21 protein-coding genes are annotated in these 26,674 nt (G+C 45.6%); all 21 read right to left on the reverse strand.

All coding sequences use genetic code 11. The features are described from left to right. Position 1: 1 nt before the first annotated feature. The 21 genes from IEV18_RS00095 to IEV18_RS00195 all read right to left on the reverse strand — a co-directional run bounded on the left by IEV18_RS00095 (position 2) and on the right by IEV18_RS00195 (position 26,579). Positions 2–2,020 carry a TRAP transporter permease gene (locus tag IEV18_RS00095; protein ID WP_229733492.1) on the reverse strand — a complete coding sequence of 673 codons (2,019 nt, stop codon included), beginning with the start codon at positions 2,018–2,020 and terminating at the stop codon, positions 2–4. Between the two features lie 101 nt (positions 2,021–2,121). Continuing rightward, entirely contained in the window at positions 2,122–3,204 is a 1,083-nt protein-coding gene (locus IEV18_RS00100) for a TAXI family TRAP transporter solute-binding subunit (protein ID WP_188390323.1), read from the reverse strand. 21 nt (positions 3,205–3,225) lie between these two features. After that, a complete protein-coding gene (locus IEV18_RS00105) occupies positions 3,226–4,233 on the reverse strand; it encodes a DctP family TRAP transporter solute-binding subunit (protein WP_229733493.1) in 1,008 nt (335 codons plus the stop codon). 180 nt (positions 4,234–4,413) lie between these two features. Beyond that, the gene (locus tag IEV18_RS00110) at positions 4,414–5,073 is read right to left on the reverse strand and encodes a response regulator (protein WP_188390324.1); all 660 of its coding nucleotides are present in this window, start codon (positions 5,071–5,073) and stop codon (positions 4,414–4,416) included. Then, positions 5,070–6,662, reverse strand: coding sequence for an ATP-binding protein (locus tag IEV18_RS00115; RefSeq protein WP_188390325.1), 1,593 nt, complete (start codon positions 6,660–6,662; stop codon positions 5,070–5,072). Before IEV18_RS00115 ends, IEV18_RS00110 begins: the two co-directional genes overlap by 4 nt. 12 nt (positions 6,663–6,674) lie before the next feature. After that, entirely contained in the window at positions 6,675–8,099 is a 1,425-nt protein-coding gene (locus IEV18_RS00120) for an amidase (RefSeq protein ID WP_188390326.1), read from the reverse strand. A 180-nt stretch (positions 8,100–8,279) separates the two neighbouring features. Next, entirely contained in the window at positions 8,280–9,776 is a 1,497-nt protein-coding gene (locus IEV18_RS00125; protein WP_188390327.1) for a sodium:solute symporter family protein, read from the reverse strand. 588 nt (positions 9,777–10,364) lie between these two features. Beyond that, a complete protein-coding gene (locus IEV18_RS00130) occupies positions 10,365–11,411 on the reverse strand; it encodes an Ldh family oxidoreductase (protein WP_229733494.1) in 1,047 nt (348 codons plus the stop codon). A gap of 36 nt (positions 11,412–11,447) precedes the next feature. Beyond that, a complete protein-coding gene (locus IEV18_RS00135) occupies positions 11,448–12,224 on the reverse strand; it encodes an IclR family transcriptional regulator (RefSeq protein ID WP_188390329.1) in 777 nt (258 codons plus the stop codon). Positions 12,225–12,401: 177 nt separating this feature from the next. Further along, positions 12,402–13,589, reverse strand: coding sequence for a thiolase family protein (locus IEV18_RS00140; protein ID WP_188390330.1), 1,188 nt, complete (start codon positions 13,587–13,589; stop codon positions 12,402–12,404). After that, positions 13,589–14,752, reverse strand: coding sequence for an acyl-CoA dehydrogenase family protein (locus IEV18_RS00145; RefSeq protein WP_188390331.1), 1,164 nt, complete (start codon positions 14,750–14,752; stop codon positions 13,589–13,591). The genes IEV18_RS00140 and IEV18_RS00145 overlap by 1 nt, the downstream gene beginning before the upstream one ends. Positions 14,753–14,765: 13 nt before the next feature. Further along, a complete protein-coding gene (locus IEV18_RS00150; protein WP_188390332.1) occupies positions 14,766–15,548 on the reverse strand; it encodes an enoyl-CoA hydratase/isomerase family protein in 783 nt (260 codons plus the stop codon). A 10-nt stretch (positions 15,549–15,558) separates the two neighbouring features. Continuing rightward, positions 15,559–16,404, reverse strand: a complete 846-nt coding sequence (locus IEV18_RS00155) for a 3-hydroxyacyl-CoA dehydrogenase (RefSeq protein ID WP_188390333.1) — start codon at positions 16,402–16,404, stop codon at positions 15,559–15,561. Positions 16,405–16,422: 18 nt separating this feature from the next. Beyond that, a complete protein-coding gene (locus tag IEV18_RS00160) occupies positions 16,423–18,384 on the reverse strand; it encodes a TRAP transporter permease (RefSeq protein ID WP_188390334.1) in 1,962 nt (653 codons plus the stop codon). Positions 18,385–18,411: 27 nt separating this feature from the next. After that, a complete protein-coding gene (locus IEV18_RS00165) occupies positions 18,412–19,428 on the reverse strand; it encodes a TAXI family TRAP transporter solute-binding subunit (protein WP_188390335.1) in 1,017 nt (338 codons plus the stop codon). A 20-nt stretch (positions 19,429–19,448) separates the two neighbouring features. Then, entirely contained in the window at positions 19,449–20,096 is a 648-nt protein-coding gene (locus IEV18_RS00170) for a 3-oxoacid CoA-transferase subunit B (protein WP_188390336.1), read from the reverse strand. Then, positions 20,077–20,811 carry a CoA transferase subunit A gene (locus IEV18_RS00175; protein WP_188390337.1) on the reverse strand — a complete coding sequence of 245 codons (735 nt, stop codon included), beginning with the start codon at positions 20,809–20,811 and terminating at the stop codon, positions 20,077–20,079. The genes IEV18_RS00170 and IEV18_RS00175 overlap by 20 nt, the downstream gene beginning before the upstream one ends. Positions 20,812–21,115: 304 nt before the next feature. Next, a complete protein-coding gene (locus IEV18_RS00180) occupies positions 21,116–22,399 on the reverse strand; it encodes a (Fe-S)-binding protein (protein WP_229733496.1) in 1,284 nt (427 codons plus the stop codon). 45 nt (positions 22,400–22,444) lie between these two features. After that, positions 22,445–23,860, reverse strand: coding sequence for an FAD-binding oxidoreductase (locus IEV18_RS00185; RefSeq protein ID WP_188390338.1), 1,416 nt, complete (start codon positions 23,858–23,860; stop codon positions 22,445–22,447). Continuing rightward, entirely contained in the window at positions 23,857–24,576 is a 720-nt protein-coding gene (locus IEV18_RS00190; RefSeq protein ID WP_188390339.1) for a FadR/GntR family transcriptional regulator, read from the reverse strand. Before IEV18_RS00190 ends, IEV18_RS00185 begins: the two co-directional genes overlap by 4 nt. 557 nt (positions 24,577–25,133) lie before the next feature. Further along, on the reverse strand, positions 25,134–26,579 hold the full coding sequence (locus tag IEV18_RS00195; protein ID WP_188390340.1) for an aldehyde dehydrogenase family protein: 1,446 nt from the start codon (positions 26,577–26,579) through the stop codon (positions 25,134–25,136). Between the last annotated feature and the right edge of the window lie 95 nt (positions 26,580–26,674).

Below are 26,674 nucleotides of genomic sequence, written 5' to 3' on the forward strand. Positions count from 1 at the left end.
CCTATCCAACTGCTTCCTCCGTTTTTCCAGCCGGGGTGCCTCCTCGATGGAAAAACTTTTGAATTACAATAACGGCAGCTACAACAGCCAGGCCGATGAAATCCGTGACAACTCCGGAAATCATGAAGAGGAGGGCCGCAGCCAATAACAATATGCGGCTATACCACTTGGCTGATTTGCCGAAAAACCAGCCTTGAACTGCTGCCGCCAGCAAGTAAACTCCAAGCAGCGCGGTAATGACGGCAAGCGCAATCGTTACGGTATTCCCTGCTTCAAGCAATAATTCCGGACTGTAGAAAAACATAAACGGCACGATAAAGGCGGCCAGTCCAAGCTGAAATGCTTTAAAGCCGGTTTTCATCGGATCGGTGCCGGAAATTCCGGCTGCTGCAAAGGCAGCGAGTGCCACTGGCGGTGTAATTGCAGAAATGACTGCAAAATAGAAGACGAATAAATGGGCGGTTAGCGGATCAAGCCCCATGTTGATTAACCCAGGTGCGACGGCCGATGCTGCAACCGCATAGGCGGCAGTTGTCGGCATTCCCATTCCGAGAATAATCGCAATCGCCATGGCAAAAATCAGCGCAAGCAGCATGTTGTTATCGGCAATGGACAGCAGCAAGGAGCTGAACCGCTGGCCGACACCGGTCAGGGCGATGACCCCGACGATAATTCCGGCACAGGCGACAATGGCAATAAGCTGCAAAGCATTTTTCATCCCTAATTCTAACGCCAATAATATTTTCTTTAATCCCATTCGGGTATCTTTGCTGAAAAGGCTGATGACAAAGCTGGAAATAATACCGACCGTTCCAGCAAAAATAACTGAACGTCCTTGAACGAGCATGATAATTAACAATAATACCGGAATAAACAAATACACATGTCTTCCGATTTCATTGATAGAAGGCAGCTGTTTTCTTGACAGGCCGACAAGCCCGGATTTTACCGCCTGAAAATCGACCATAAAATAGACGGACGTGAAATATAGAATTGCCGGAATGGCTGCGGCAATAATAATTTCCGAATATTTTATACCGGTAATTTCCGCCATAAGGAAGGCGCCGGCCCCCATAATCGGCGGAAGCAATTGTCCTCCGGATGAGGCTGTAGCTTCCGTAGCCGCTGCGAAACGGGCAGGATATCCGGTCTTTTTCATGAGCGGAATCGTAAGGGACCCTGTCGCTACAACGTTTCCGGCAGAAGTTCCGTTGATCATTCCCATTAGCGCCGAAGAGAATACGGCCACTTTCGCCGGTCCTCCCCGTAAGCCACCGGCAACGGCAAAGGCAACTTTCATAAAGTACTGGCCGACCCCGGACATTTGCAGAAACGCCCCAAAGATGATAAAGAGAATAATATACTTCGAAGATACATCGGTCGTAACGCCAAAAACGCCATCAAGGCCATACACGTAGGTGACGAACCGCTCTAACGAATAGCCATTATGGTTAAGGATTCCCGGCAAGTAAGGACCTAAAAATACGTATGCAATAAAGACGAAGGCAAGAATCGGCAACGTCCAGCCGCTCGTACGTCTCGTAAACTCAATGACAAGCAGCAATCCGGCTAACGCAACGTAAAAGTCCATATCCGTCGGCACAACGCCAAACCGGAAAACGATCTGGTCTAAGTTGGCGTAAATATAGTAGCCGATATAAATGGAAATAATGATTAAAATCCAGTCAATCAGCGGAATTTTATTCGATTTTGACCGCCAGCCCGGATAAAGCATCAATCCTAACACCGTACCGAAAACTAAGTGGGTGCTGCGAAAGACCCAAGGGTCGATGGGATTTAAGTTGAGAATGTATAAATGAAAGAGGGCGCCGATGATGGCAATGGTCATAAATACGTAACGAACCCAGCCGGTGAGGTTGCGTGTGCCGGAAGCAGATTCCAGCGCATCTTCATCAATGGTCGTATCAATTTTTCCGTCTTTTAAAAAGGCTGTTTGACTTTTCGGCTGTTCTTCCTTAATGTTCGTTTTTTCTTCCGGCTGTTTTTTTTCTTCAGACAACGTTTCTCCTCCTCACTCTCCAATTTTCCGTGTGAAAAATGGGAATAGATTCCCGGACGGGGCTGTCCGGGAATCTATCCACTTGCCTCTCCATCTGGAAATTAGTTATTCCATTCTGGCGGATAAACAGCCTCCGGAAGTTCGATGCCGATTTCTTCATAGTAGCGGATGGCCCCAGGATGCATCGGGTAACTTTCGTTAATTAAAATCGCTTCCGGATCCCTTGCTTCTTCAGCGGAAGCGTGGGTCGTAATCATTTGTTCAATGTTTTCGTGATATGCTTTGACAAAGTCATAGACAAAATCTTCGTTGGCATTTTTGTGGACGACCCCGTAGTTATATTGGGCAATCGTCTCAATGTCGGAATCTAGGGATTCATACGTGTCTTTCGGAATGACAAAGTCGACAAAGTACGGCAATGCCTCTTTCACCTTTTCCCGTTCTTCCCCGTCAATTCCGTAAATATTAATGTCCATTTGCGCTTCAATTTCTGTTACTGCTGCAATCGGAATACCGGCGGAGAATCCGATATGATCGAGCTGACCGTCCATCATTTGTGATGCCATGTCACTGGCGCCGGCCTGTACTTGGTCACCTGTCTCAATGCCGAGGGCTTCATAAATGAGCGGGTTATACGTTCCCGGCGTTCCTCCGGCAGGACCGACCCCGACCCGCTCGCCTTCATGCTCCAAAATGCTTGTCACACCGGATTTCGCCGTAGACCACCAGTGGAATGGCGTATGGTACATCGGGAAAATGACGCGAATATCTTCGTACTTGTTTCCTCCTGTCCAATCCCCTTCTCCATGAATTCCTTCATATAGCGGACCTTCCGTTACCATCCCGATCTGAATGTCATCGGCATCCAGCAATTGGATGTTATGCACCGGACCGCCGGTAACTTCCACGTTGGATGTAATGCCCAAATGTTCTTCCAACAAATTGGCCAGTCCGCCGCCCCAGATGTAATATGTTCCCCCCTGGGATGCGGTACCGATCGTTACCGTGCTCGGATAGTCGGCACTTTCCCCTTCCTCCGCTGTTTCTTCTGTCTCTTCACTGTCACCCCCTGTATCGCTGCTTTCCGAATCTCCGGAATCATCACTGCCCCCGCTGCAGGCGGCAAAGAACAGCACCAAAAGTGCCATTGCCAGAAACAGCAACGCTTTTTTCAACTTGACCATCTCTTCTCCTCCCTTTTATTCTTATCTTTTATTTTTTGGAAGATAGTCTATATAAATAGCTCCATACCTTTCGCTAAAAGATTCATATAAAGGTAATAGAGCTTCTTCCCACTGTTTTCTCTCTGCGTCGGACAGCTCGTGAATATCAATGCATTGGCAGGCGGATAAATAGTCATATTTTTCCCTGTTCACTTCTTCGGCCAGGGACCGCTGCCATTCGGTCACTTCTTCCAGCGCATCCAAAATGACGATTTGGACTTCGTCGGGCAATTTTTTCCAAAACTGATCGTTCATCAGCACGACATAGCCGAGATAGCCATGATTGCTTACCGTTATGTAATCCTGAACGTGGTGCACTTTCCGGTTTACAATATTGGAAAACGTATTTTCCTGGGCGTTTAACGTCTGCCTTTCCAGCACCGAGAACACTTGGTCAAAAGTTTCTACTTTTGCTTCAGCGCCCAACAGTTGAAATTGTTCCTTCAACACGTCGCTCTCCATAATCCGGAACTGCAAATCACGAAAATCTTCCGGATTTCGAAGAGGCCGTTCATTGTTCGTCATTTGTTTAAATCCGTTATCCCAAAAAGCGAGGGGACTGATGCCCTGTTCCCGCAGTTTCTTTTTCAGCACTTCGCCAGCCGGTCCATCGATATATTCCTTTACCTCTTCCATCGTTCGAAAGGCGAAGGGCAAATCCATCACTTGCCATTCCGGGACGAGGGAAGTTATTTTTGACGTCGCCGGAGCAATCATCTCGACTTCCCCAGCAAGAAGGGCGTCCAGTTCCTCTCCGTCTTTATATAAGAAACTATTCGGAAACACTTGCACTTCCACAAAGCCGTCCGTGCGTTCCTCCACCAGTTTGGCGAAACGCCTGCTCGCTAACCCTTTCGGCGTCTCTTCTCCCACAACATGGGAAAAGCGGATGACGATTCGTTCCTCTTCACTGAGCTGTTCATGATCCACCGGATAATCCCGTGCAGAACAGGCGGCTAACAGGACGATGGAGATTAAAATAACTAGCACAAATTTTATTTGCAGACTTGCTTTATCAGTAATGTGCCCACCTCCATCGGAATATTTATCAATATTCCCATTAGTTTGATGATTCCCATTATAAAGCGCTTACATAAAGGAGACAAGAAAAAGACCATAATGTTCTTTTTGGTCTTTTTGGTCTCTGTGGGAACGAAAAACATATATTAGTTAAACGAAGTAATAATTGCTCGGTCTGCCGACACGGCCGTATTCGACCTGCATTTGAATCTGATTTGTTTTCACGAGATAGTCTAAATAACGGCGAACGGTCACCCGGGCCATTCCCAGCTTGGATGCCAGCTGTTCCGCCGTTTTCGGTTTTTCTTCGTCATGGAGCGCCATCAGCACTTGCTTCAGCGTGACCTCGCTTAATCCTTTCGGCAGCGTTTCTTCCTGTTCCTTTTTCTCATTCCATTCGTCGATATCCGCCTGACTGACCGCATCGAGATGATTCAGCTTTTTCCACATTGTGTAGTACGTATCCAGCGCCTGCTTAAACCGTTCATAGCGGAACGGCTTCACTAAATAATCGACCGCTCCGAACCGGAAAATTTGCTGTACCGTCTTTACGTCTCTGGCTGCCGTAATCATAATGACATCGGCGGGGATATCTCTTTTTCGGATTTCCCGCAGCACGTCAATGCCCGACATATCCGGCAAATAAATATCAAGCAAAACGAGATCCGGTTTTGTTTCCGTGATTAGCTCCAGCGCGTCTTTTCCGGTGCCGGCACTGCCAATGCACGTATAAAAGGAGCTCTTTTTCAAAAACGCCTTGTTTACTTCCAGCACCATCGGATCGTCTTCCACAATCACAGCGCGAATCATGAAAAGCCCTCCTTTTCTAATGAGGCAATTTCAATGATGACCGTTGTACCTCTTCCTTTTTCCGATTGAACAGAAATCCGCCCGTTATTCGCATCGACAATCTCTTTTACGAGTACGAGGCCAATTCCCCTTCCTTCCTTTCCTTTCGAACTGTAGCCATGTTCAAAAATCCGGCTTTGTTCTTCCTCGGTCATGCCATGCCCTGTGTCTTCCACAGAAATATACAAGTAATCCGACTTTCCTTGCAAGAGGCAGGTCACTTTTTTCGTCCCGCTCTCCGTACATGCTTCGATGGCATTGTTCAGCAAATTCCCGAGAATCGTAATCATGTCGCCGGCACTAATGCCGTCCATCAGCTCCGTTAAGTAGCTGTTCGAATCAATACAGAGCTCCACCCCTGCTTCTTTGGCAAGGGAACGCTTTCCGAGGAGAAGGCCGGAAATGCCGTAATTTTGAATGCGGTCCCGCATAAACTGGACGGTGTTTTCTTCATAGGACGTTTCGTCGATAATCAGCTCCAGCGCTTTCTCCGTATTTCCGAGCTGAATTAAGCCGGCGATGGAATGGAGCTTGTTCATATATTCATGGTTTTGGGCCCGAAGTGCGGAAACGAGGCTTTTCACCCCGGTTAATTCCTCTCCCAGCTGCTCCGCTTCCGACCGGTTTTTCAGCGTCAAAAGGGAACCGAGATAATGATCTTTTACAAAAAGCGGATGGATGGAAATCAGATACATCGTTCCCCGAATATTAATCGGCTTGTTCGTTAATTTCCCTTTGCGGAAAAGGTCCTTTGTCATCCACGGCTGCGGAAAAATGGTATCGATGGAAAGCTCGCCGGCAAAAGAAATTTCCGTATATTTTTCCGCCTGCCGGTTCATATAGGTGACTTTTCCTTGATCGTCCGTGGCAATGATTCCGATATCCAAGGTCTCCATCATTGTGGACCGTTCTTCAAATAAGCGGGCAATTTCATACGGTTCCAGCTGATACGTCTGTTTTTTCACGTTGTTTGCCAGCAGCCATGCTCCCGCTAAGCCGATGATAAGACCCCAGTATAGGGAGATGAGGAGATCCTTTTGGTACACTTGGATTAAAGATTGAAACGTCGGGGATAAAATGCCGACGACGGCCACGCCAACCTGTTCTACCCCTTCTTCATTCATAATCGGAACGAAGGCGCGGATGGCATAGCCGAGCTCCCCTTCCGCCTTGGACGTATATTCCAGTTCGGAAAAAGCAGCCAATTCATCCCCGCCTTCAAAAACTTGGCCGATTCGCGACTCCGACGGATGGGAATAACGAATCCGGTTCATGTCCAAAATGACGATATAATCTACATTGGTGGAAACCCGGATTCGCTCCGCGATCGGCTGAATCACCTCTTCCCCATTCGGCCGGCCCACCGCATTGCGAATATCGTCCATCTGAGCTATCGTTCTCGCAATGGCAATCGCCCTTTCGCCGATTTCCTCTTCAAAGGAAGCGGACACACTGACAAGCATCGTCAAGCCGCTGACGAGTACAGAAATACAAACTAATATGGAGGAAAGGAGCAGGATTTTTGTCCGCAGTTTAATCTGTTTTTTCATTAAAAGCACCACTTATGTTTTTATATCTAATTTCACCTTCGGCAGCGCCAATTCCTCTTCCAAAGCGTAGGCAAATTGATATAGCTTCGCTTCGGCAAATTTTTCTCCGATGAGCTGGGCGCCGATTGGCATCCCGTCTTTCGAAAAACCACACGGAACGCTAATGCTCGGATGGCCGGTTAAATCGGTAGGGCCCGTCAATTTTGTAATTGTCCAGCGGATATGCCGGCTTTCATCCATGCTTCCGTCCGTGAACCGCCCATTTACTTCCGGCGGCAAAATCGGCAAAGTCGGCGCCAGCAATACATCGACCTGTTCCAATATCCGGTCAAATTCCGCGGTACCCTGCTTTTTCATTCGCAGCGCATTGGCAAAATCGGCACCGCTTGTCCCAATGGCAGTAAGCAGCCGCTCTTTTACTTCATCATCCCAATCGTCTGGATAGTCAGCAAGATGTTTTTCATGGACGGCATATGCCTCACACCGCAAAATCACTTTTTGGGCATCGGAAATTCGCTGAATGCTCGGAATATCCACCTCTTTTACCGCCGCGCCCAGTTTTTCAAAAACGGCCGCAGTCTCGTTCAGCGCCTGTTCGATTTCCGGATTGAGATCGTCATAGAAAAATCTTCGCGGTATGCCGATCGCCATACCGTGCAAATCTTTGCCGATCCATCTCGTAAAATCCTCTTTGTCAGCCGGAACCGCATCCGGATCCTTTTCATCATAGCCGGCAATATAATTGAGCATGATTGCATTATCCAATACGGTTCTCGTAATCGGGCCGACATGGTCCAGCGACCACGAAAGCGGAAATACTCCCCGTTTGCTTACCCGTCCGTACGTCGGTTTCATTCCGACAACCCCGCAGAAGGAAGAGGGAATGCGCACTGATCCGCCGGTGTCCGTTCCCAGGGAGCCGAAACAGAGTCCCGCTGCAGTTCCCGCCGCAGATCCGCTGCTCGACCCGCCTGTCATTTTTTCCGTATCGTACGGATTTCTCGCCGGGCCGACATGGGACCGGTCGCCGGTTGGACCGTAGGCAAACTGGTGGGTATGCTGTTTTCCGATAATAATCGCTCCCGCTTCTTTCAGACGCCTTACTACTTCCGCATCTTCCCCGGGAACGTGATTTTCATAAATCGGGGAGCCGTAGGTCGTTTTCACTCCAGCCGTATCGATGAGATCTTTTAAGCCAATCGGTATTCCGTGCAGCGGTCCGCGATAGCGGCCCTTTTCGATTTCCTCTTCCATTTGCCGTGCTTGGGCTAACGCCCCCTCTTTATCTACCGTTATGTAAGAATGGAGTTTCGAATCCACTTGTTCAATCCGTTCCAGCTGGGCGGAAACCAATTCCGCCGGTGACAGTGCTCCTGTTTGTATTTCTTTCGCAACGTCAGCAATCGTCCCGCCTAAATATTTATCTGCCAGTTTCATATGTATTCCCCCAATTCTGTTTAAAGTGTTCTGTCCTTCTCGTAAACTAGTAAAATAGCGTGCCGAAACACGCTATTTTACTTTTCATCCTCTTCGTCTGGTTTATACCATTTCCATAAAAGAATACTGCAAAGGATAAGCGAACCAACCGTAGCATATAGCCAAATCGACAGCATTGGATTAATCCACATTTGCGATTTCCTCCTCCGTTACCTTTTCCCCTTCATCGGGACGCTTAAAGATGGAAGCTAATATCCACATCGACGCGATGCCGACACATGTCGCCCAGCCGCCGGCAGCTTGCGGACTTTGTTCAATGCCGGTGAACACAATAATTAAGTAGAAGACAAGACCGATAATCATCGATAACTCCGCAGCGCGGGGAGAAGCTTTTTTCTTGGCAAATACCGCATATAAAATCGGTCCTAGCGTCCCTGCCGATACGCCGGAAATGCCGATCCACATGAAATCGCCGATAAATTCTGGAGGGTTAAGCACAATGATGACTGCAGCAGCTCCAACAACGAGAACGGCAAGACGGCTAAGCATCATTGCTGTCCGGTTCATTTTTTCTTCGTCCGCTTTCATGATCCCTCTTCGTACGAGCACTTTCCGGTAAATGTCATTGGCAAACACGGTGGACATAACAACGAAAAGGCCGTCTGTCGTCGATAAAGCAGCCGCCAGAATAACCACCCCGATGAGGGCAGCAACAAATGCCGGCAATCCCCATGCTACATACTCAAGCAAAGCCTGGTCCGGAACATCAAGGTCAGGAAGGGCAACCCGTGCATATAACCCGCCAAATAATACGAGCAGACAAGTTGCAGCGGCAAAAATATACGTAAATAGCATTTTTCTTAAGTCGCCCGGGTTTTTCAAAGAGAGTACTTTATTAAACAGCTGCGGCTGGGACGAGAAAGCAAACTGTACAATAAACAGACCTAAAACAGCAGATACTCCATAATAGTTCGAAATCGGATTAAAGATTTCGACTAGGCTGGCATCTTGGGAAGCTAAGTTTTCGGTAATATTCGTAAATGCCGTGTTGATATTCCCGTTTCCAAAGAAAATAATTCCGGAGATGAAGACGAAAATTCCCGCTGCCACCATTAAAATTGCCTGGGCCGCATCGGTATAGACATCCGCATAGGACCCGCCAAAGAATACGTATGCGATTACAATGACCGCAATAATAATGAGCCCAGCTGTATAGCTTAAACCGAGCATATTTTGGAAAATTTGTGCCCCGGCTGAGAACTGGGAAGCAATGTAAAACACGTTAAAGAGCATAATCAGCCCCGTTCCGACACGGAGAAAATCGCTGTTATAATAGTCCCCGAGCCAGTCCGGCAGGGAAAGGGATTTTTGGGATGTGTTTATTTTGCGGATTCTTTTTCCAACTGCAATAATTCCGAGCGGTGCCGCCACAATTAAAGATAAAAACAGCCATAAATTACTGTATCCCCATGCATAGGAATATCCAGGATACCCCATAAAGGTTGCTGCACTAAAAAAGGTCGCCGCAAAGGAAAGTCCTAGTACGTAAGGACCTAGGTTTGCCCCGCTGATGGCAAAGTCTTCGATCGTTTTCGTTTTTCTTGCTGCAAATACACTGAGGATAATCATGATAATTAAAAAGATTGCGAATTCTATCCATAGATACGTGCTTATCATAGTAATCCCCCTTATCATTCGTTGATACGACAAGCCTGAATCTATGCTTTGATTCCCCCCTTGAATAGATTCAGAAGTTCATGTTATATGATTATTCTATATATTTAGAATTAGTATATTGGATACAGTATGCATTGTCAATATAATTATAATTTTTAGATAAGTCTGGTTATAGATAAGACATTTTGGAATTTTGTTATGTGATGAATAGTTTAATTTTTATTGACGGAAACTACGCGGCATTAAGCTGGAAATAGAAGAGCAAGGGGTCTAGGAAGTGAAAAATTCGACATGGAAATTGGTTTTTCAGGAATAAATATAAGAAAAGTACTGAAGCAAAAATCTAAACAAGAACTTCTTCCAACAAGGTTGCTTGTATCCCGTCCTTCATCATTTCATAATTGTTTACAGTCTGCAAAATAATAAAAACAAAAATCCAGAACCTATCTTTACAAACTTGTTCTGGAATTCGACTATATTTGCTTCTTCCATATTTACAATTTTTTTCTTCCCACTTAACAGCTAATCCAAAGGTTAAAACAAATCCTTAAAATAAGATTTCTTATCAAACAGTACAGTAATATGAGTCTACTTTTCTATAACTATCTCCTCAATCGCAACTCCGAATTGATTTCCTAATTCTTTTAACTCTTCATATATTGCCCGCGGCAATGTTAATCCTGCCAACATATGCTTTTCCGCATTTAGTTGCTCGATATCTCCTGGCATATACACTTGATCAAATCCTTCAGCAGGTTTACTTGTCAATGTCTGTTCTATACGACTTTCCATTCGTTGTTTAAATGTCTCCATATCCATAAAGCTTTCTACATGGATGGCAATAAACAGGTGGCCTAGTCGCTGCGGCTCTTTATCATCATACATTCTAGGGATATCCCTGCCAAATAGGGCACCAGTTAAGACACCGGATAATATATCAATCATCATTGCCAGCCCAGATCCCTTTGGCCCTAATGGAAGCAGAAATCCTTCTAATGCTTCTACTGCATTGGTAGTGTTTTTCCCGTCTTTCGTAATTGCCCAACCAAGGGGAATTTCTTCACCCTTTTTTGCAGCAAGGTTTATTTTCCCCCGTGCAGCATTGCTCGTTGCCATATCCAGAACGACAGGGTACTTGTTTGTCGGAACTGCAATAGAAAGAGGATTGGTCCCTAAAGTCGGCTCGCTGGAGCCCCAGGCTACCATAATTGGCGTCGTATTGCACATGGCAATGCCGATACAATCCTCTTCTGCAGCCATTTTCGTAAAATAAGATGCTGTACCAAAATGATTGGAGTTCATTACACCAACTGCAGAAATGCCATACCGTTTTGCTTTCTTGATGGCCTCAAACATCGCAATTTTACCTGCATATTGTCCCCAGCCATTATTGGCATCGAATAATGCTATCGTTTCATTTTCCCTGATTCGTTCCATGATTGTACGTCTATTGATAATTCCATCATCGAGCCTTTTCAAATAGTCCGCAAGCCGTGTTACACCGTGGGAATCCACTCCGATAACATTTGCATCGACGAGACTGTCTGCAATAACTTCCGCTTCCGCTTCAGGGATAGAATTTTTCTTTAATACTTCTGTGCAAAAGTTTTTCAATCCGTCTACTGATACCCGCATTTCCCGTCCCCCTAACATGACGGATGTTAAAGGATTTTACCTCGGTGAACTTGCAGCTTCCGTATAACCTAATTCCGCCCAAATTTTTTCAACCGTTTTCCTCAAATTATTTAATATGAATTGTTCTCGCTTTTCCGTATAATACACATCAGGAATACTTACCCCCAGTGCAGCAATCATTTTTCCTTCATAATCGTAAATTGGATAGGACATTCCTACCGTTGCTTTAAAATGTTCGGAATAACTGACGGAGTAACCTTTTTCCCTTATTTTCTTTACTTCTTCGATGATTCTCTCTTTATCCGTCAAAGTATTCGGCGTAAACCTTTTTAGCTCAACCTTGTTTAAATACTCTTCCAATTCTTCATCATTCAAGCTCGATAACAATAATTTCGGAGCAGATCCGGCATACAATGGAGACCTGGCACCAACTTTTACTACGAGTCTAACTGGCTTGGAACTGTCGACAGTCTCTACATATACTGCCTCTTCCCCTTCCATAATGCTTAGATGGACGAGCTCATCTATTTCTTCATTTAATTTTTTCATATGGGGCAAGGCTATTTTCGTATATTCCAGCTGTTCACTAACATATTTCCCGTACTTTAAAAATTTTAGCGACATGCGGTAAGTTACATCATGACTCGATTTTCTGTCCTTAATCAATAATCCTGCTTCTTCCAGACCGCTAGCCAGACGAAATACCGTTGTCTTTGGCATCCCCGCCATTTCCGTTAATTCATTTATCGTCATTACCGGCTTTTCTAAAAAACAATCCAATACATGTATCGCTTTGACTAAACTTTTACTCATGGACCATCCCCCTTTTACGCAATTGCATTTTGTCCTTCGTTTATTGCAAAATCTTTGTTTCAAAATAAATATTACAGCATTAAACATCGTATTCAAGCTTTACATTTGGTTTAACAGGAGGACATAGAGCTTGACTGCATAAGACTACTTGACGATGTGCCGAGTCATTCCTTTTTACTAATCCAAATATTCGATGATCGTGGAAATTCCCTGACCGCCGCCAATACAAAGAGTAACGAGACCGTATTTCTCTCCTCTGCGTTTCATTTCGTGAAGGAGTTTAGTCATTAAAATAGCACCTGTGGCACCGATTGGGTGACCAAGGGCAATGGCTCCCCCATTCACATTGACCTTCTCCAAGTCCATTCCGCTTTCACGTATAACAGCTAGAGCTTGGGCAGCGAAGGCTTCATTTAGCTCGATTAATCCGATATCATCCAGCTTCAATCCTGCCTGTTTCAATGCTTTTTTCGTCGAATCCACTGGACCAATCCCCATGATTTCCGGTGATACCCCACTTACTGCTTGAGCAATAATTTTTGCTTGCGGCTTTAACCCGTAATATTCCGCCTTTTCTTTGCTCATCATAAGCACAGCTGCCGCCCCATCATTTCTGCCGCTGGCATTTCCTGCTGTTACTGTGCCCCCTTCTTTAAAAACTGCCGGAAGGGTTGCCAGTTTTTCCGGTGAAGTAAGTCTTGGGTGTTCATCAGTATCAAAGGTATACGTTTTTTTCCGTTCTTTTACTTCATATGGAACGATTTCTTCTTTAAACTTCCCTTCTTTAATGGCGCGATCTGCCAGCACTTGGCTGCGATGGGCAAACTCATCTTGCTCTTGACGGGAAATATGATACTTTTCCGCCAGGTTTTCTGCTGTAAGCCCCATCGTTAATTCGCCATAAACTTCCCGTGGCTGGGAACCAGGCTGACTCTCGGTATTTGGGTCAAGCAGCATTCCGCTTCCTGCCCGATAACCAAATCTCACATTTCTTAAGTAGTACGGAGCTGTACTCATGCTTTCTGTACCCCCTGCAACGATGACATCAGACAAGCCTATTTTGATTTGCATGTCTGCATTATTGATTGCCTGCAAACCAGAGCCGCACTGACGATGGACGGTATATCCGGTTACGGTCACCGGCAAACCTGCTCTAAGAGCTGCCAGTCTTGCCACATTGGACTGATCCTGACTTTGTTTTGCCTGACCCATAATGACTTCATCAACTTCTACCTCTTTACCATATCGGTTCAGTACTTCCCGAATGACTTTTTCACCCAAAAAGTCGGAAGTGACATTTTTTAACGAACCGCCCAATTTACCGACTGCCGTTCTTACAGAACCGATAATGTAGGATTCTTTCATTAATAAACACTCCTAGCCTTTAATTCTCGTTTAAGTTCAGAGGCAATAATATTTTTCTGAATTTCCGAAGTACCTTCATAAATTTTAGTAATGCGTGCATCTCGGTAGTAGCGTTCAATCGGATAATCTTTCATATAACCGATACCGCCATGAATTTGTACGGCAAGATCTGCTACTTTATTGTAAACTTCTGATCCGAATAATTTTGCAATGGCCGCATCTTTTACAACTCGCTTCTTCTGGTCTGTCATCCATGCTACTTTATAGGTCAATGCTTCAAGGGCAGCAATATCTTTTGCAATTTCAGCCAGCATGTGCTGAACTGCTTGTATTTCCAAAATCGGCTGACCGAATTGCTCCCGCTCAGCCGCATATTCCAGGCAATGTTCTAATAGCCGCTTACAGGAGCCGAGGTTTCTTGCTGCAAGTCCTGCACGGCCGTTGGCAAGAATTTTCAGGGCATTTACATATCCCATTCCCTCTTCTCCTAGCACATTCGCCGCTGGCACTTCCATATCTTCAAAAAATAGCTCCGCAGAATGGGAACCACGAAGTCCCATTTTTTCCTCCACATTACCGAGGATAAATCCCGGAAAATCCTTCTCTACAATGAAAGACGTAATCCCTTTGGCTCCCTTCGATGGATCGGTTACTGCCATGACGGTAAATACATGGGCATCTACGGCATTAGTAATATAATGCTTGGAGCCATTAATGATATATTTATCTCCCTTTTTTATAGCGGTAGTTTTCAAGTTTGCGGCATTGGATCCAGCACCAGGCTCAGTAAGAGCAAAGGCGCCAATCCATTCACCGGCAGCCATTTTTGGCAAATATTTTTCCTTTTGTTCTTCTGTTCCCAACTCGACGATGCCGACCGTTCCAATTCCGGTATGGGCACCAATTAACGTCGTGAAACCGTTATGAGTCTTTCCTAATTCTTCGTAAATCGCACATTTCCCTACCATATTTAGCCCGAGCCCGCCATATTCTTCCGGAATGGAAAGACTGAAGAGCCCCATTTCTTTAGATTTTTCTACAATATGTTCCGGAATTTCATTTTTTTCCTCGATTTCCATTGCTGCCGGTTCTACTTCTTGCCGTACAAATTTCCTTACATTTTCCTTTAAAAATTCAATATCTTCGGGTAACTGGAAGTCCATATTTACACCCACTTCATCTGTTTTTAAATTGAGCTTGTCGCTTTTCCAAGAATGCTAATGTACCTTCATATTTATCCTCTGTACTGAAGGCAACCGCCTGAGAAAGCTTCTCCATCCACATGGCTGTATCTTCATCCACGTCATATCCCTTATGCACCGCCTGTTTTGCAAGCATGACGGCGACCGGTGCTTTTTTCATGACCCCCTTAATTACTTCCTCCAATTTCTCTTCCAATTCTTCCTCTTCCACATAATAGGATACGAGACCAATCCGTTCTGCTTCTTTCCCGTCAACAATTTTTCCTGTTAAAATCATGTCCAGTGCCCGGCCTTTCCCAATGATGCGGGAAAGCCGCTGGGTTCCGCCCGCCCCTGGGATAATTCCGAGGTTCAGCTCTGGCAAACCGAATTTTGCGCCATTCGTTGCAATGCGGATGTCACAGGACATGGCCAATTCGCACCCACCGCCGAGGGCATATCCTGTGACAACAGCAATGGTCACTTTCGAACAATTTTCGATTTTTTTAAACAGACCTTGCATCCCGGGTACCAATGCTTCTAACGGTTTTCTTTCGTTCAGCTGCCGTATATCGGCACCGGCTGCAAAAGCTTTTTCACCTGCCCCCTGAATGACGATCACTCGGATGTCATCATTTGCTTCTGCTGCAAAAATTGCTTGTTCGATTTCCTTAAGCATATTGGCATCGAGGGCGTTTCGCACTTCCGGACGGTCGAGCGTCAGCCAGAAAACGGCATTTTCGATTTTAACTTTTATGTTTTCATAAGTGTTTGGCATGTTCTCCCTCCTAATTGTACTCATAAAAGCCCCGGCCTGACTTTCTGCCTAACCGGCCTGCTTTTACATATTTCACTAAAAGCGGACAAGGACGGTATTTCTCCCCTAATGTTGCATGGAGATATTCCATATTTCTTAAACGGGTATCCAACCCGACAAGATCTGCCAACTCTAGTGGCCCCATCGGATGATTAAGTCCGAGTTTCATCGCTTTATCGATGTCTTTCGCCGATGCGACTCCTTCCATCAGGAGATACATCGCTTCATTGCCAATAAGACAATTCATTCGGGATGTTACAAATCCGGGAAATTCATTTACCTCTACCGTTGTTTTGTTAATTCTTGCTGCAGTTTCATGGACAAAGTTCACCGTTGTATCTGACGTTTCTAAGCCTCGAATCACTTCAATAAGTTTCATTTTATGGACCGGATTGAAGAAATGCATCGCAATGACTTTATCAGGCCTTGACGTTTGTGCTCCGATTTCCGTCGGACTCATAGTTGATGTATTTGTTGCCAGAACCGTTTCCGGCGGACAAATTTCATCCAATTGCTTGAAGACATCAATCTTCACATCCATTCTTTCGATGACAGCCTCTACAACCAGCTCTGCTCCTTCTGCCGCCTTTTTTAAATCTGGTTCAAATACAAGATTCTTTTTTGCAGATTCATAGGCATTGGATTCTAGATACCCTTTTTCCAGACTGCTGTCTAATAATGCATCGATGTCCTCTTTTGCCTTTCGCAAATTTTCCAAACTGATATCCTGAACATGTACTTCATATCCGCTGATGGCAAAGGCATATGCAATCCCTTTTCCCATAACTCCTGAACCGACTACCGTCACTTTCCCCATGTTATCCTCCTTGGTATTCTAAGATTCTGGCAATAAATCTTTGCGAAGATACCGCTGGTTCAAATAGATTCCCGATAAAATTGCAATTCCAATCAAATCTGTCCAAATTCCTGGAACAATCATTAATAGAGAACCAAATGTTAATATTAACCGCTCATACCAGAAACTATGTCTGAGCAGCCATCCTTCTGCAGCACTCGCAATTCCCATAATGCCAATAATGGCAGTTATCGTGGCCAGGATAACTTCTAACGGATTGCCCATTAATAGCAGCGCTTCTCCGTATACAAAGATAAACGGAACAATGAACGCGGCAATTCCAAGTCTTACTGCTGTTAAACCTGTTTTCATCGGTTCAGAACCGGCAATCCCTGCTGCTGCGAAAGCCGCAAGAGCAACAGGCGGGGTAATGGCAGACATCGCAGCAAAATAAAATACAAACATATGAGCTGCTAAAGGCGATACCCCAAGTTCAATCAATGCCGGAATTGTCAATGGCACTTGAACGATGTAGGCAGCAACGGTTGGCAATCCCATCCCAAGGATAATACTCGTAATCATTGTGAAAATTAATGCGATAATGAGGATTCCGCCAGACATACTTATAATGAGACTGCTGAATTGCAATCCAATTCCAGTGAAACCAATAACCCCAATAATCAATCCTGCCGCAGCACATGCTACTGCAGTTTCCAAGGAAGCTCTTGCACCGAGATCAAGTGCTTTCACCACGGTCTTGAAGTCAAGGCTTGCCACACGGTTAATTAAAGCAACGAAAATGGTAGCCCCGATGGCGAAAAGACCGGCCCGCATTGGAGATGCTCCGGAAACGAGCATGACAATTATGACAATGAGCGGCACAAAGAAAATATACCCCTTTTTAAAAACATCCGATACCCGTGGCAGCTCTTCCTTATTTATTCCTCGTAAACCAATTCGTTTTGCCCGAAAATCTACTTGCATAAATAAACTGATATAGAAAAGCAATGCTGGAATTGCTGCCGCATAAGCAAGTTCTACATATGGTATCCCTAAATACGTAGCGATAATGAATGCTGCCGCTCCCATAATCGGAGGTGTAATTTGTCCCCCGGATGAAGCAACAGATTCTACTGCTCCAGCAAAGTGGCTCTTATAGCCTGTCTTTTTCATCAGCGGAATAGTAAAGGCACCGGTTGTAACCGTGTTGGCAACGGCACTTCCGGAAATCATTCCCATGATTCCGCTCGCGACAACGGCTGTTTTCGCAGGACCTCCACGATATTTCCCCATACCCGCAACGGACAAGTCGATGAAAAATTGACCCGCACCGGAAACTTCCAAAAATTTCCCGAACAGAATAAACAAGAAGATAAATGTCGCTGAAACTCCTAAAGGTGTACTAAATACGCCTGAAGTTGTATAGAATAGATGGTCAATAATCCACATCAAATCAAACCCACGGTGACCGAGGGCACCAGGCAAATATTGTCCCCATAACCCATAGAGGAGGAAAAGAATGATAATCACTAAAAGCGCCGTACCTACTACTCTTCTCGTTGCTTCCACAAGTACTAAAGCTGCAATGACTCCGATGGCAATTTGTAAAGCTGACAAGTCTTCGATGTAGGTCATACGTGATGAGATATCTTGTGCATTTAAAACAAAATAGGCATAGGTACCAGCGGATAACGCAATCAGAATCCAATCATACCAAGGTATAGAATCCGATTTAGCGGCCCGGCTTGCTGGCTTATATATGGCAAATACTAAAATCAGCGCAAAACCTAAGTGTGCAGAACGCTGTAAGATTGATTCAAATACTCCAAACATGGCGGTGTAAAGGTGAAAAAAGGACATAAAAATCGCAATAACAGAAATGATGAGGCCGACCGCGCCTTTCAAGACGCGCAGTCGATTCGCCCTATTCCCGTCCTCATCATATTCCGGATGATTGATAGGCTGCATATTTACACTTTCACTCACCTGATTTGATTGCATGTTTTTCACTCCTCTCGGAATTAAGAATTATTCCATCACACCAATCTCCTTATAATATCGCTCTGCTCCAGGATGCATTTCACCAGTATTATTCTCAACCGAATACTCGGCATCAAAATCATTCAATGTAGAAGAAATCGTACTCCATGCATCATTGTTTTCTACAACCATCTTTGTGAATTCATATACGGCATCTTCCGGCATCGTATCATTATTAACGAGCAGCACTGTATACGGTGCCACGGTACGGACATCCTCATCCTGATTAGGGTATGTTCCCGCCTCGATCGTGTAAGGAACGTAACCAGGATTTTGTTCATACATTTGGTCAATGACGTCTTCATCTAAAGAAATAAGTCGAATTCCTACAGTCGTATCCATTTCTTGCCATGTTGCTGCTGGCGCAGCCAAGTTCCCTATCCATGCATCAATATGTTTGTCCCGTAGCAAGTTCGCTGCTTCTTCCGTTCCTGTATACTCGATTCCATCTAAATCATCGTAAGACATGCCAAGAATATCTAGTATTCTTAAAAAGGCTAGTTCTCCGCTGTAGCCGCGAATTCCCGGGCTAACTTTTTTTCCTTTCAAATCTTCTACAGATTGAATATCTGAATCAGCTCTAACGATAATTTGAACTGGGTTCGGATACATCGTCGCTACAGTACTAAAGTTATTAATCGGTTCTTCGAATTCACCTGTTCCGTTATTTGCTTCTGAGATTGCTTCTCCATTCGTAAATGCAATATCAAAAGTTCCGTCACCTAAACCTAAAAGATTTGCTGTCGAACCTCCTTCAACAATCGCCACAGATGAATCGGGAAAAATTTCCTTCATTTTGTCACTCATGGCACCGGCAATGGTATACCATACACCACCGACGGTCGCCGCCCCAAAGGTAATCTCAGACGGCACTTCTGTAGGCTCTCCGCCGCCACTGCCATTACTACTGCCTTCTTCGGTGCTTGCATCATTTGATGATTCCTGGCTGCACGCTGTAAGCGCTACCATCACGGAAATAATTACGAATATTATAAATTTTTTCATTATGAAACCTCCTTTTTTAATTAAACCAATGCACCCTGATATGTAAATGGTGCTCCTGTTATTTCCTTTAATTGTTCCAGACTTAAATCAGAAAGTTGTTCAACAAGTTCTGTTCCCTGATCGGAAAACTTAAATACAGCATGTTCCGTCACCAATATATTTGCTCTGCCGTTTCCGCTTGTCGGGAAAGTCAGCTTCTCCACCAGCTTTGGTGTCCCGTCCTTCGCCTGATGCATAGATGCGATAATGATTTTCTTCGCCCCAGCAACTAGATCCATTGCACCTCCTACGCCTAAAATATTTTTGCCCGGAATTGCCCAATTAGCAATTTCCCCGTATTGGTCAACTTGAAGTGCTCCCATGACAGCAACATCAATATGACCACCCCGTATCATCACAAAGGAATCGGAACTGTCAAAAAGCGATGCACCCGGTTCCATCGAAATCGGATGTTTGCTTGCACTGATTAAATCCATGTTGATATCTTTTTCATCCGGCGTTGGTCCCATGCCGAGCAATCCGTTTTCTGACTGTAAATGAACTTTCTTATCTCCAAGGTAATCCGGAATTAACGTGGGAATACCAACACCAAGATTTACAATATCGCCATCAGACAATTCCTCGGCAACACGCTTGGCTATTTTTATCCTAGCTTCCTGGGACAACATACTTCCCTCCAATCTTTTTATAATCACTTAACACTAAGTAATCGACATAAACGTGAGGTGTAGTAATTTCGTATGGTGATAATTCACCTACTTCCACAATTTCATCGACTTCGGCAATAACAATTTTACTTGCGGTAGCCATCACCGGGTTAAAGTTACGTCCGGTATGGTCGTAAATCAAATTCCCTAGCGTATCAGCTTTCCAAGCTTTAATTAAAGAAACATCGCCTTTAATCGCTCTCTCAAATACGTGCGTTTCTCCGTCAAATTCGCGTTCTTCTTTTCCTTCTGCTAATTTCGTACCAGCAGCAGTTTTCGTGTAAAAACCCGCAATCCCAGCCCCGCCGCAACGAATACGTTCTGCCAAAGTACCTTGTGGTACCAGTTCAATTTCCAAGTTGCCTTTCGACCATTCATAAACAGCATCACGGTTCGATGTAAAATAGGAACCGATTGCTTTCTTCAAGCATCCTTTATGAAGGAGAATGCCAAGTCCTTTATCTTTCTCACCAAGATTATTACTTACTACAGTTAAATTTTTTTTGCCCAGCGTAGCTAATACATCAATTAAAGTAAACGGAGTGCCTGATAATCCAAAACCGCCGACGAGCAACGTGTCGCCATCGTTAATCAGCTTCGACAGATCATTTTTATTAATCAGTTTGTCTGTCAATCTCCTCCCCCCATTCAATCTCAAGTGCTTCGAATGTTGCATTACATTTTTAAATAGAAAAACGCCAACTTGCACTTTGACTTAAACATTATTCCATTTTAAGGAATAATCATTCAACTTATTGTTAGTTTTCATTATATTTAACACACTATTGAATGTCAATAATTTTTAGATAATTACATTTATTCGTTATAGTCTAAAAACATTTTCTATTAAACTTTCGCATACAATAACTTTCAAATCATCTAGATCATGTAATGTGGAGTGAAATTTCTTTAACGGCAGTCATAAAAATACCCTAAATGTCCCATCGGAACATTTAGGGTCTGCTAATTTCTATACATTTTTATCCTTCAATTCCACACGCTTCTGCCACCAATTCTACTATATGCACGACTTCGATTTGGTCCGACAATCCTTCTCTCTCGACGCCGAGCTTCATCTGCAAATGGCAGCCCGGGTTCGTCGTAACGATTATTTCAGGCTTTCGTGCTGCCGCTTGTACATGGTGCATCTTTTCGTCCAAAATTTCCATGGAAGCTTCATAGTTTACGAGATTATAGATTCCTGCTGAGCCGCAGCACATATTTTTCATCGGCAGCTCCACATACGTAATTCCCGGAACCGATTGGAGAAGGGTAAGCGGCTCGTTTATGCACCGCTGGACATTTGTCATATGGCAGGAAGGCTGGTAAGTGACAGTTTTATTCACTTCCCGCGTAAACGGCAATTCCAGTTCAGACAAGAGTACACTAATATCGACGTTTTTATCGGCAAAGGCTTGTGCCCGTTCTTTCCAATCCGGGTCATCCTCCAACAGCCTGCCGTATTCCACGAGCATCGCCCCGCAGCCGCCTATGCTGTTGACGATAAAATCAAAATCATATTTTTCAAAGGCGGCGATGTTTTCCTTCGCCAGTTTTTTGGCAATGTCTTTAGCCCCGGCATGGCTTTGCAGCGCCCCGCAGCAAGTCTGTTCAGGAATGACGGCAACATCACAACCGGCCGCCTGCAACAGCTTGATGCTTTTCGTATTGATCGAGTGAAACATGGCATCCATGACGCATCCGACAAAAAATCCGACCCGATAAACCGGCTTTTGTGCCGGGTAAAAATGTTCCCATTTGTTTCGCTTTCTTTGCGGCAAAATTTTTTCGAAGGACCGGAGCCGCTCCGGCAAAATCTTTACTGCCCCCGTCTTTTGCGCCGCTTTTTGCAATCCGGATTTTTGATACAGGGAAAGTCCCGCTCCTGCCGTTTTCAGCGCCGTCTTATTCGATAGGCTCCCAAACACAAATTCCTGAAACAGCTTTGCCCGCTTCGATTTTTCTTCGTACAATACTTCTTTTGCCGACTCCAAAATTTTTCCGTATTGGACGCCGGACGGACAGACGACTTCACATGCCCGGCAGCCGAGACAGAGATTGATCGGCCCTTCCAGCTCGTCATAAGTAATCTTTCCTTCAGCTGCCATTTTCACCAAATTAATTCTTCCCCGGGGGGACTGGGTTTCTTTTTTCATCGTGACGTACGTCGGGCAGGCGGGCAAACAGTAGCCGCACTGGACACAGTCAAAGGTTTCCGCATAGGCAAAGGACAGAGCACTTCGTTCGGTTAATTGCTGGACCAAGAGAACACGCCTCCTTTCCGGACAAGAAGCTGCACCATCATTCTTTTAGTCATCGGTGAGCACCAGCCTTTGTCCCGGTTCCGGGAAAATTTTGCCCGGGTTTAAAATATTTTTCGGATCCCAGCTTTGCTTAATCCGCTTCATCATCTCCACGCCTGCTGCTCCGAGCTCCATCTCCATAAAGGGAGCTTTCAATGTGCCGATGCCGTGTTCGCCGGACAGAGTTCCTCCCAGTTCCACGGCTGCTTCAAAGATTTCTCCTACCGCCTGCTCCACCCGCCGCATTTCTTCCTTATCCCGTTTATCGGCAATAATATTCGGATGGAGATTTCCGTCGCCGGCGTGTCCAAAAACGACGAGGTCGATATCGTATTTTTTCCGGATTTCTTTCAGCCGCTGGAACATATGGGGAATTTTGCTCCGGGGGACGGTGGCATCTTCGGAAATTTTCGTCGGCTTATGGCGCACAATGGCCGGAGAAACGAGTTTGCGGGCCCGCCACAATTGGGCCGCCTCTTCCTCGGTTTTTGCCCGTATTACTTCCGTTGCTCCCGTTTCCCGGCATACGTCCTCCACTTTTAATATTTCATCGTGAATCGCCTGGGGATGGCCGTCCAATTCAATTAAGATCAGAGCCTCCACGTCCGTCGGCAAGCCTTGCGGTTCATAGGCTTCCACTGCTTCAATGCATGCCTTATCCATCATCTCCAATTTTGCCGGAATAATCCCGGCACGGAGAATATTGGAAATCGCCTGGCCCGCAGCGACGAGATCGGCGAATAATGCCATTAACGTAGCCGTCGCTTCCGGTTTCGGATGCAGTTTTAAAATCGCCTCGGTAATAATGCCAAGGGTTCCTTCCGAGCCAACGATGAGCTTCGTTAAATCATAGCCGGTCACGTTTTTTACCGTTCTTCCCCCGGTGCGGATTACTTCTCCTTCCGGGGTTACTACCTCGAGCCCTAGGACATAATCCTTCGTCACCCCGTATTTCAGTCCCCTTGGCCCGCCGGAATTTTCCGCCAAGTTTCCGGCGATCGTCGATACGTTGGAACTGCTCGGGTCCGGCGGATATATCAAACCTTCCTTTAGGGCAGCATTGTTAATGTCCGCAGTAAGCACTCCCGGGGCAACAATTGCCATCATATCTTCCGGGTAAATTTCCAGTTTGTCGTTCCATTGGGAAAAATCGAGCACAATTCCGCCTTTGACAGGAAGGGGACCGCCGCTTAAACTCGTACCCTGGCCCCTTGGATAGACAGGGATTTCGTATTGATTGGCAAGCTTCATGATGTTGGACACTTCCTCTGTTGCCTTTGGCTGCACGACTGCTTCCGGCAAATACGTGCCAAAGGAAGCATCATAGGAATAGCTGTATAAATCGGCCCGGTCAGTAAATATGCGGGTTTCATCCGGAATAATCTGCATTAACGCTTCCAGCCACAGTTCCGTACTGTTCATTGCTCTTTGCCTCCTTTTTTCAGCAGACGCACCTTTATTCCTTGATGGTGCTCCCACATCGCTTTTCTCGCCTCTTCCGGCTGATGATGAATAATCGCCTCGTAAATTTTTTCATGTTCCTTGACGACCTGCTCGTTGAGCTGGTCATGCTGAATGGAGAAGTTGCGAATCTCCGTAACACTGTCCATCATTTTGTCCGATACAAGATTCATCACTTCCAGCATTAACGGGTTGTTCGCCGCCTCAACGATCGTGTAATGAAACTGGAAATCCTCTTCGGTAGCCACCTCCGCCTTTTTTTCCTTTTCTACCAGTTTTTCGTAAATGGCGGTTAATTTCATTTTCTGTTCTTCCGTAATGCGGATGGCAGCATAAAAGGCCGCATCTCCTTCGATGGCCTGGCGCAGCTCAATTAAGTCGTCCAGCTTCTCCTCTTTTTCATCGAGAATCATGGAAAACTTCAGCAGCAAGCTTCTTTCCGATTCTTCCCTTACAAACATGCCTACGCCGGGACGGACATCGATCACCCCGGTCGATTCGAGAACCGTCATCGCTTCTTTGATTGAAGTCCGGGATACGCCGAGGGTTTCCGCAAGCGTCCTCTCCGACGGCAGCTTCTCTCCCGGCAAGATTTCTCCCTGTTCGATTGCTTGTTTAATTTGCTGAATGACCGCTTGGTAAACCCGCTCCCGCTTTTCAATCGGTTTCAGTCTCATGCCTGATCCTCCAATGTTTTATTTTGGAATTGTTCGACTAATTTGAATATAGTATAGCACTGGCCTGCTGGACAGTCCAGTAGTTTTATATATTAATCTGCAAAAAGCGTTTGGGACTAAATCCAAGGGCGAAGAATCGAAATAGCCTTATGACACGAGGTGTGCACTCTTAACGAATCATGAACTAAGGAAAGGAACGATCCGATGCTTGCCAAGCCCTGTTTGCATAGTATAAAACAGCAAGGAAAAAAAAGGGGATACAGTGAGCATACACAAATACGACAATAATGCGGGAGATATTATCCAATTGATTGGACAGCGGTTTAATGTATCAGGATACTTATTGGGCAAATCATTTCATTTAAACAAGGTAAGCTGGATAAAATCCAGGAAGAGATGGAGAAACAGCAGCAGGAACAGATTGATGATTTGCAGCAAATATTGAAGTTACAGGAACAAATACAAAAAGATGCGAAATAAGGTGTTGGCACCGCCCGGCGAATAATGGGAAGTTCGATTTTTTTCATAAAGCCAAAAAAGGAGCATTGCTGCTCCTTTTATATGCCGTATTTGACGGCGACGTTTTTCACTTGGGTGTAGTTATATAGGGCGATAAAGCCTTTCTCCCGGCCGAATCCGCTCTTCTTGTAGCCGCCGAATGGCATTTGAATGCCTCCGCCGGCACCGTAATTATTGACAAACACCTGTCCGGCATCGATGCGGCTAGCAAGGTAATGGGCTTTATCAATATTTTTCGTCCAAACGCCGGCAACTAGCCCATATTCTGTGCTATTCGCAAGCTCCAGCGCTTCATCTGTCGTTTCAAACGTAAACACGGTCATGACCGGGCCAAAAATCTCTTCCTGGGCCAGCCGGCTTTCCGGATTCACGTTATCAATAATCGTCGGCTCAATGTAAAAGCCGCCTTCGCTTCCTTCGATAGTTACCTGTTTTCCGCCAGCAACAATCTCCGCTTCCTCTTTTGCCAGTTCAATAAACTCCATCACCCGGCGGAATTGCTTTTCGTTTAATATCGGACCGATATCTTTGTCTTCGAGACCTGGGCCGATAGTAAGCTGTGCGAATCTTTCCTTCAGCTTCGCTAGGAATCCCTCTTTAAAGGATGCCTCCACCAGCAGACGGGATCCGGCGGAGCAAGTTTGACCCGCATTTTGGATAATGGCTCGGACAACCCCTTCCAGCGTCTGCTCGATATCACAATCGGCAAAGACGATATTCGGCGATTTTCCGCCTAATTCCAAGGTGACCGGCACCACATTGGCGGCGGCTGCCTGGGCCACGGCAATTCCCGTTTGGACAGAGCCGGTAAAGGTGACGTGATTCACCCCGGGATGGGAAGAAAGGGCTGCTCCCGCTTCGTATCCATAGCCGGTAACATGGTTAAACACGCCCTTTGGCAAGCCAAGCTCATCGAAATACTCCGTCAGCTTCATCGCCGTCATCGGCGTATCTTCCGCACTTTTCACCACAACCGTATTTCCCGTCGCAATAGCCGCTGCCACACTGCGGGAAATAATTTGAATCGGATAATTCCACGGGACGATATGGGCGGTCACTCCAATCGGTTCCCGGACGACAAAGTCGAGAAGGCCGTCTTCAATCGGAATCGTATCTCCCATTAATTTATCTGCGGCACCGCCATAAAACCGGAAATAGCGGATAGCCGCATCAACGTCTGCATAGCCTTGTTTTAACGGTTTTCCGACGTCAAGAGATTCCAGTTTGGCCAGTTCATCCCGATTGGCCTCCAATTTATCCGCAATTGCTTGCAGCAAGTCTCCCCGTTCATGGGGTTTTACTTTGCGCCACGCTTCACTGCGGAACGCTTTTTGAGCCGCCTGTACCGCCTCATCCACATCTTCCTTTGTACCCCGAGGAATTGTTGCTATCACTTCCCCGTTGGACGGATTTTTTACGTCAATCCGCTGACCGGACAAACTATCCTTCCATTCCCCGCCGATATACATTTGCAAATTTTTCATTACTTCCTCCCCTTCCTTGTTGTTTGATGGCTGCTGGACATTTCAGCTACAGCGCTGCTTTAAAGGTACACTGCGCAGGTAAAAAATTTTCCTAC

Origin of the sequence: Compostibacillus humi (genome assembly GCF_014637175.1) — a bacterium.
Classification (GTDB): Bacteria; Bacillota; Bacilli; order Bacillales; family Amphibacillaceae; genus Oceanobacillus; species Oceanobacillus humi.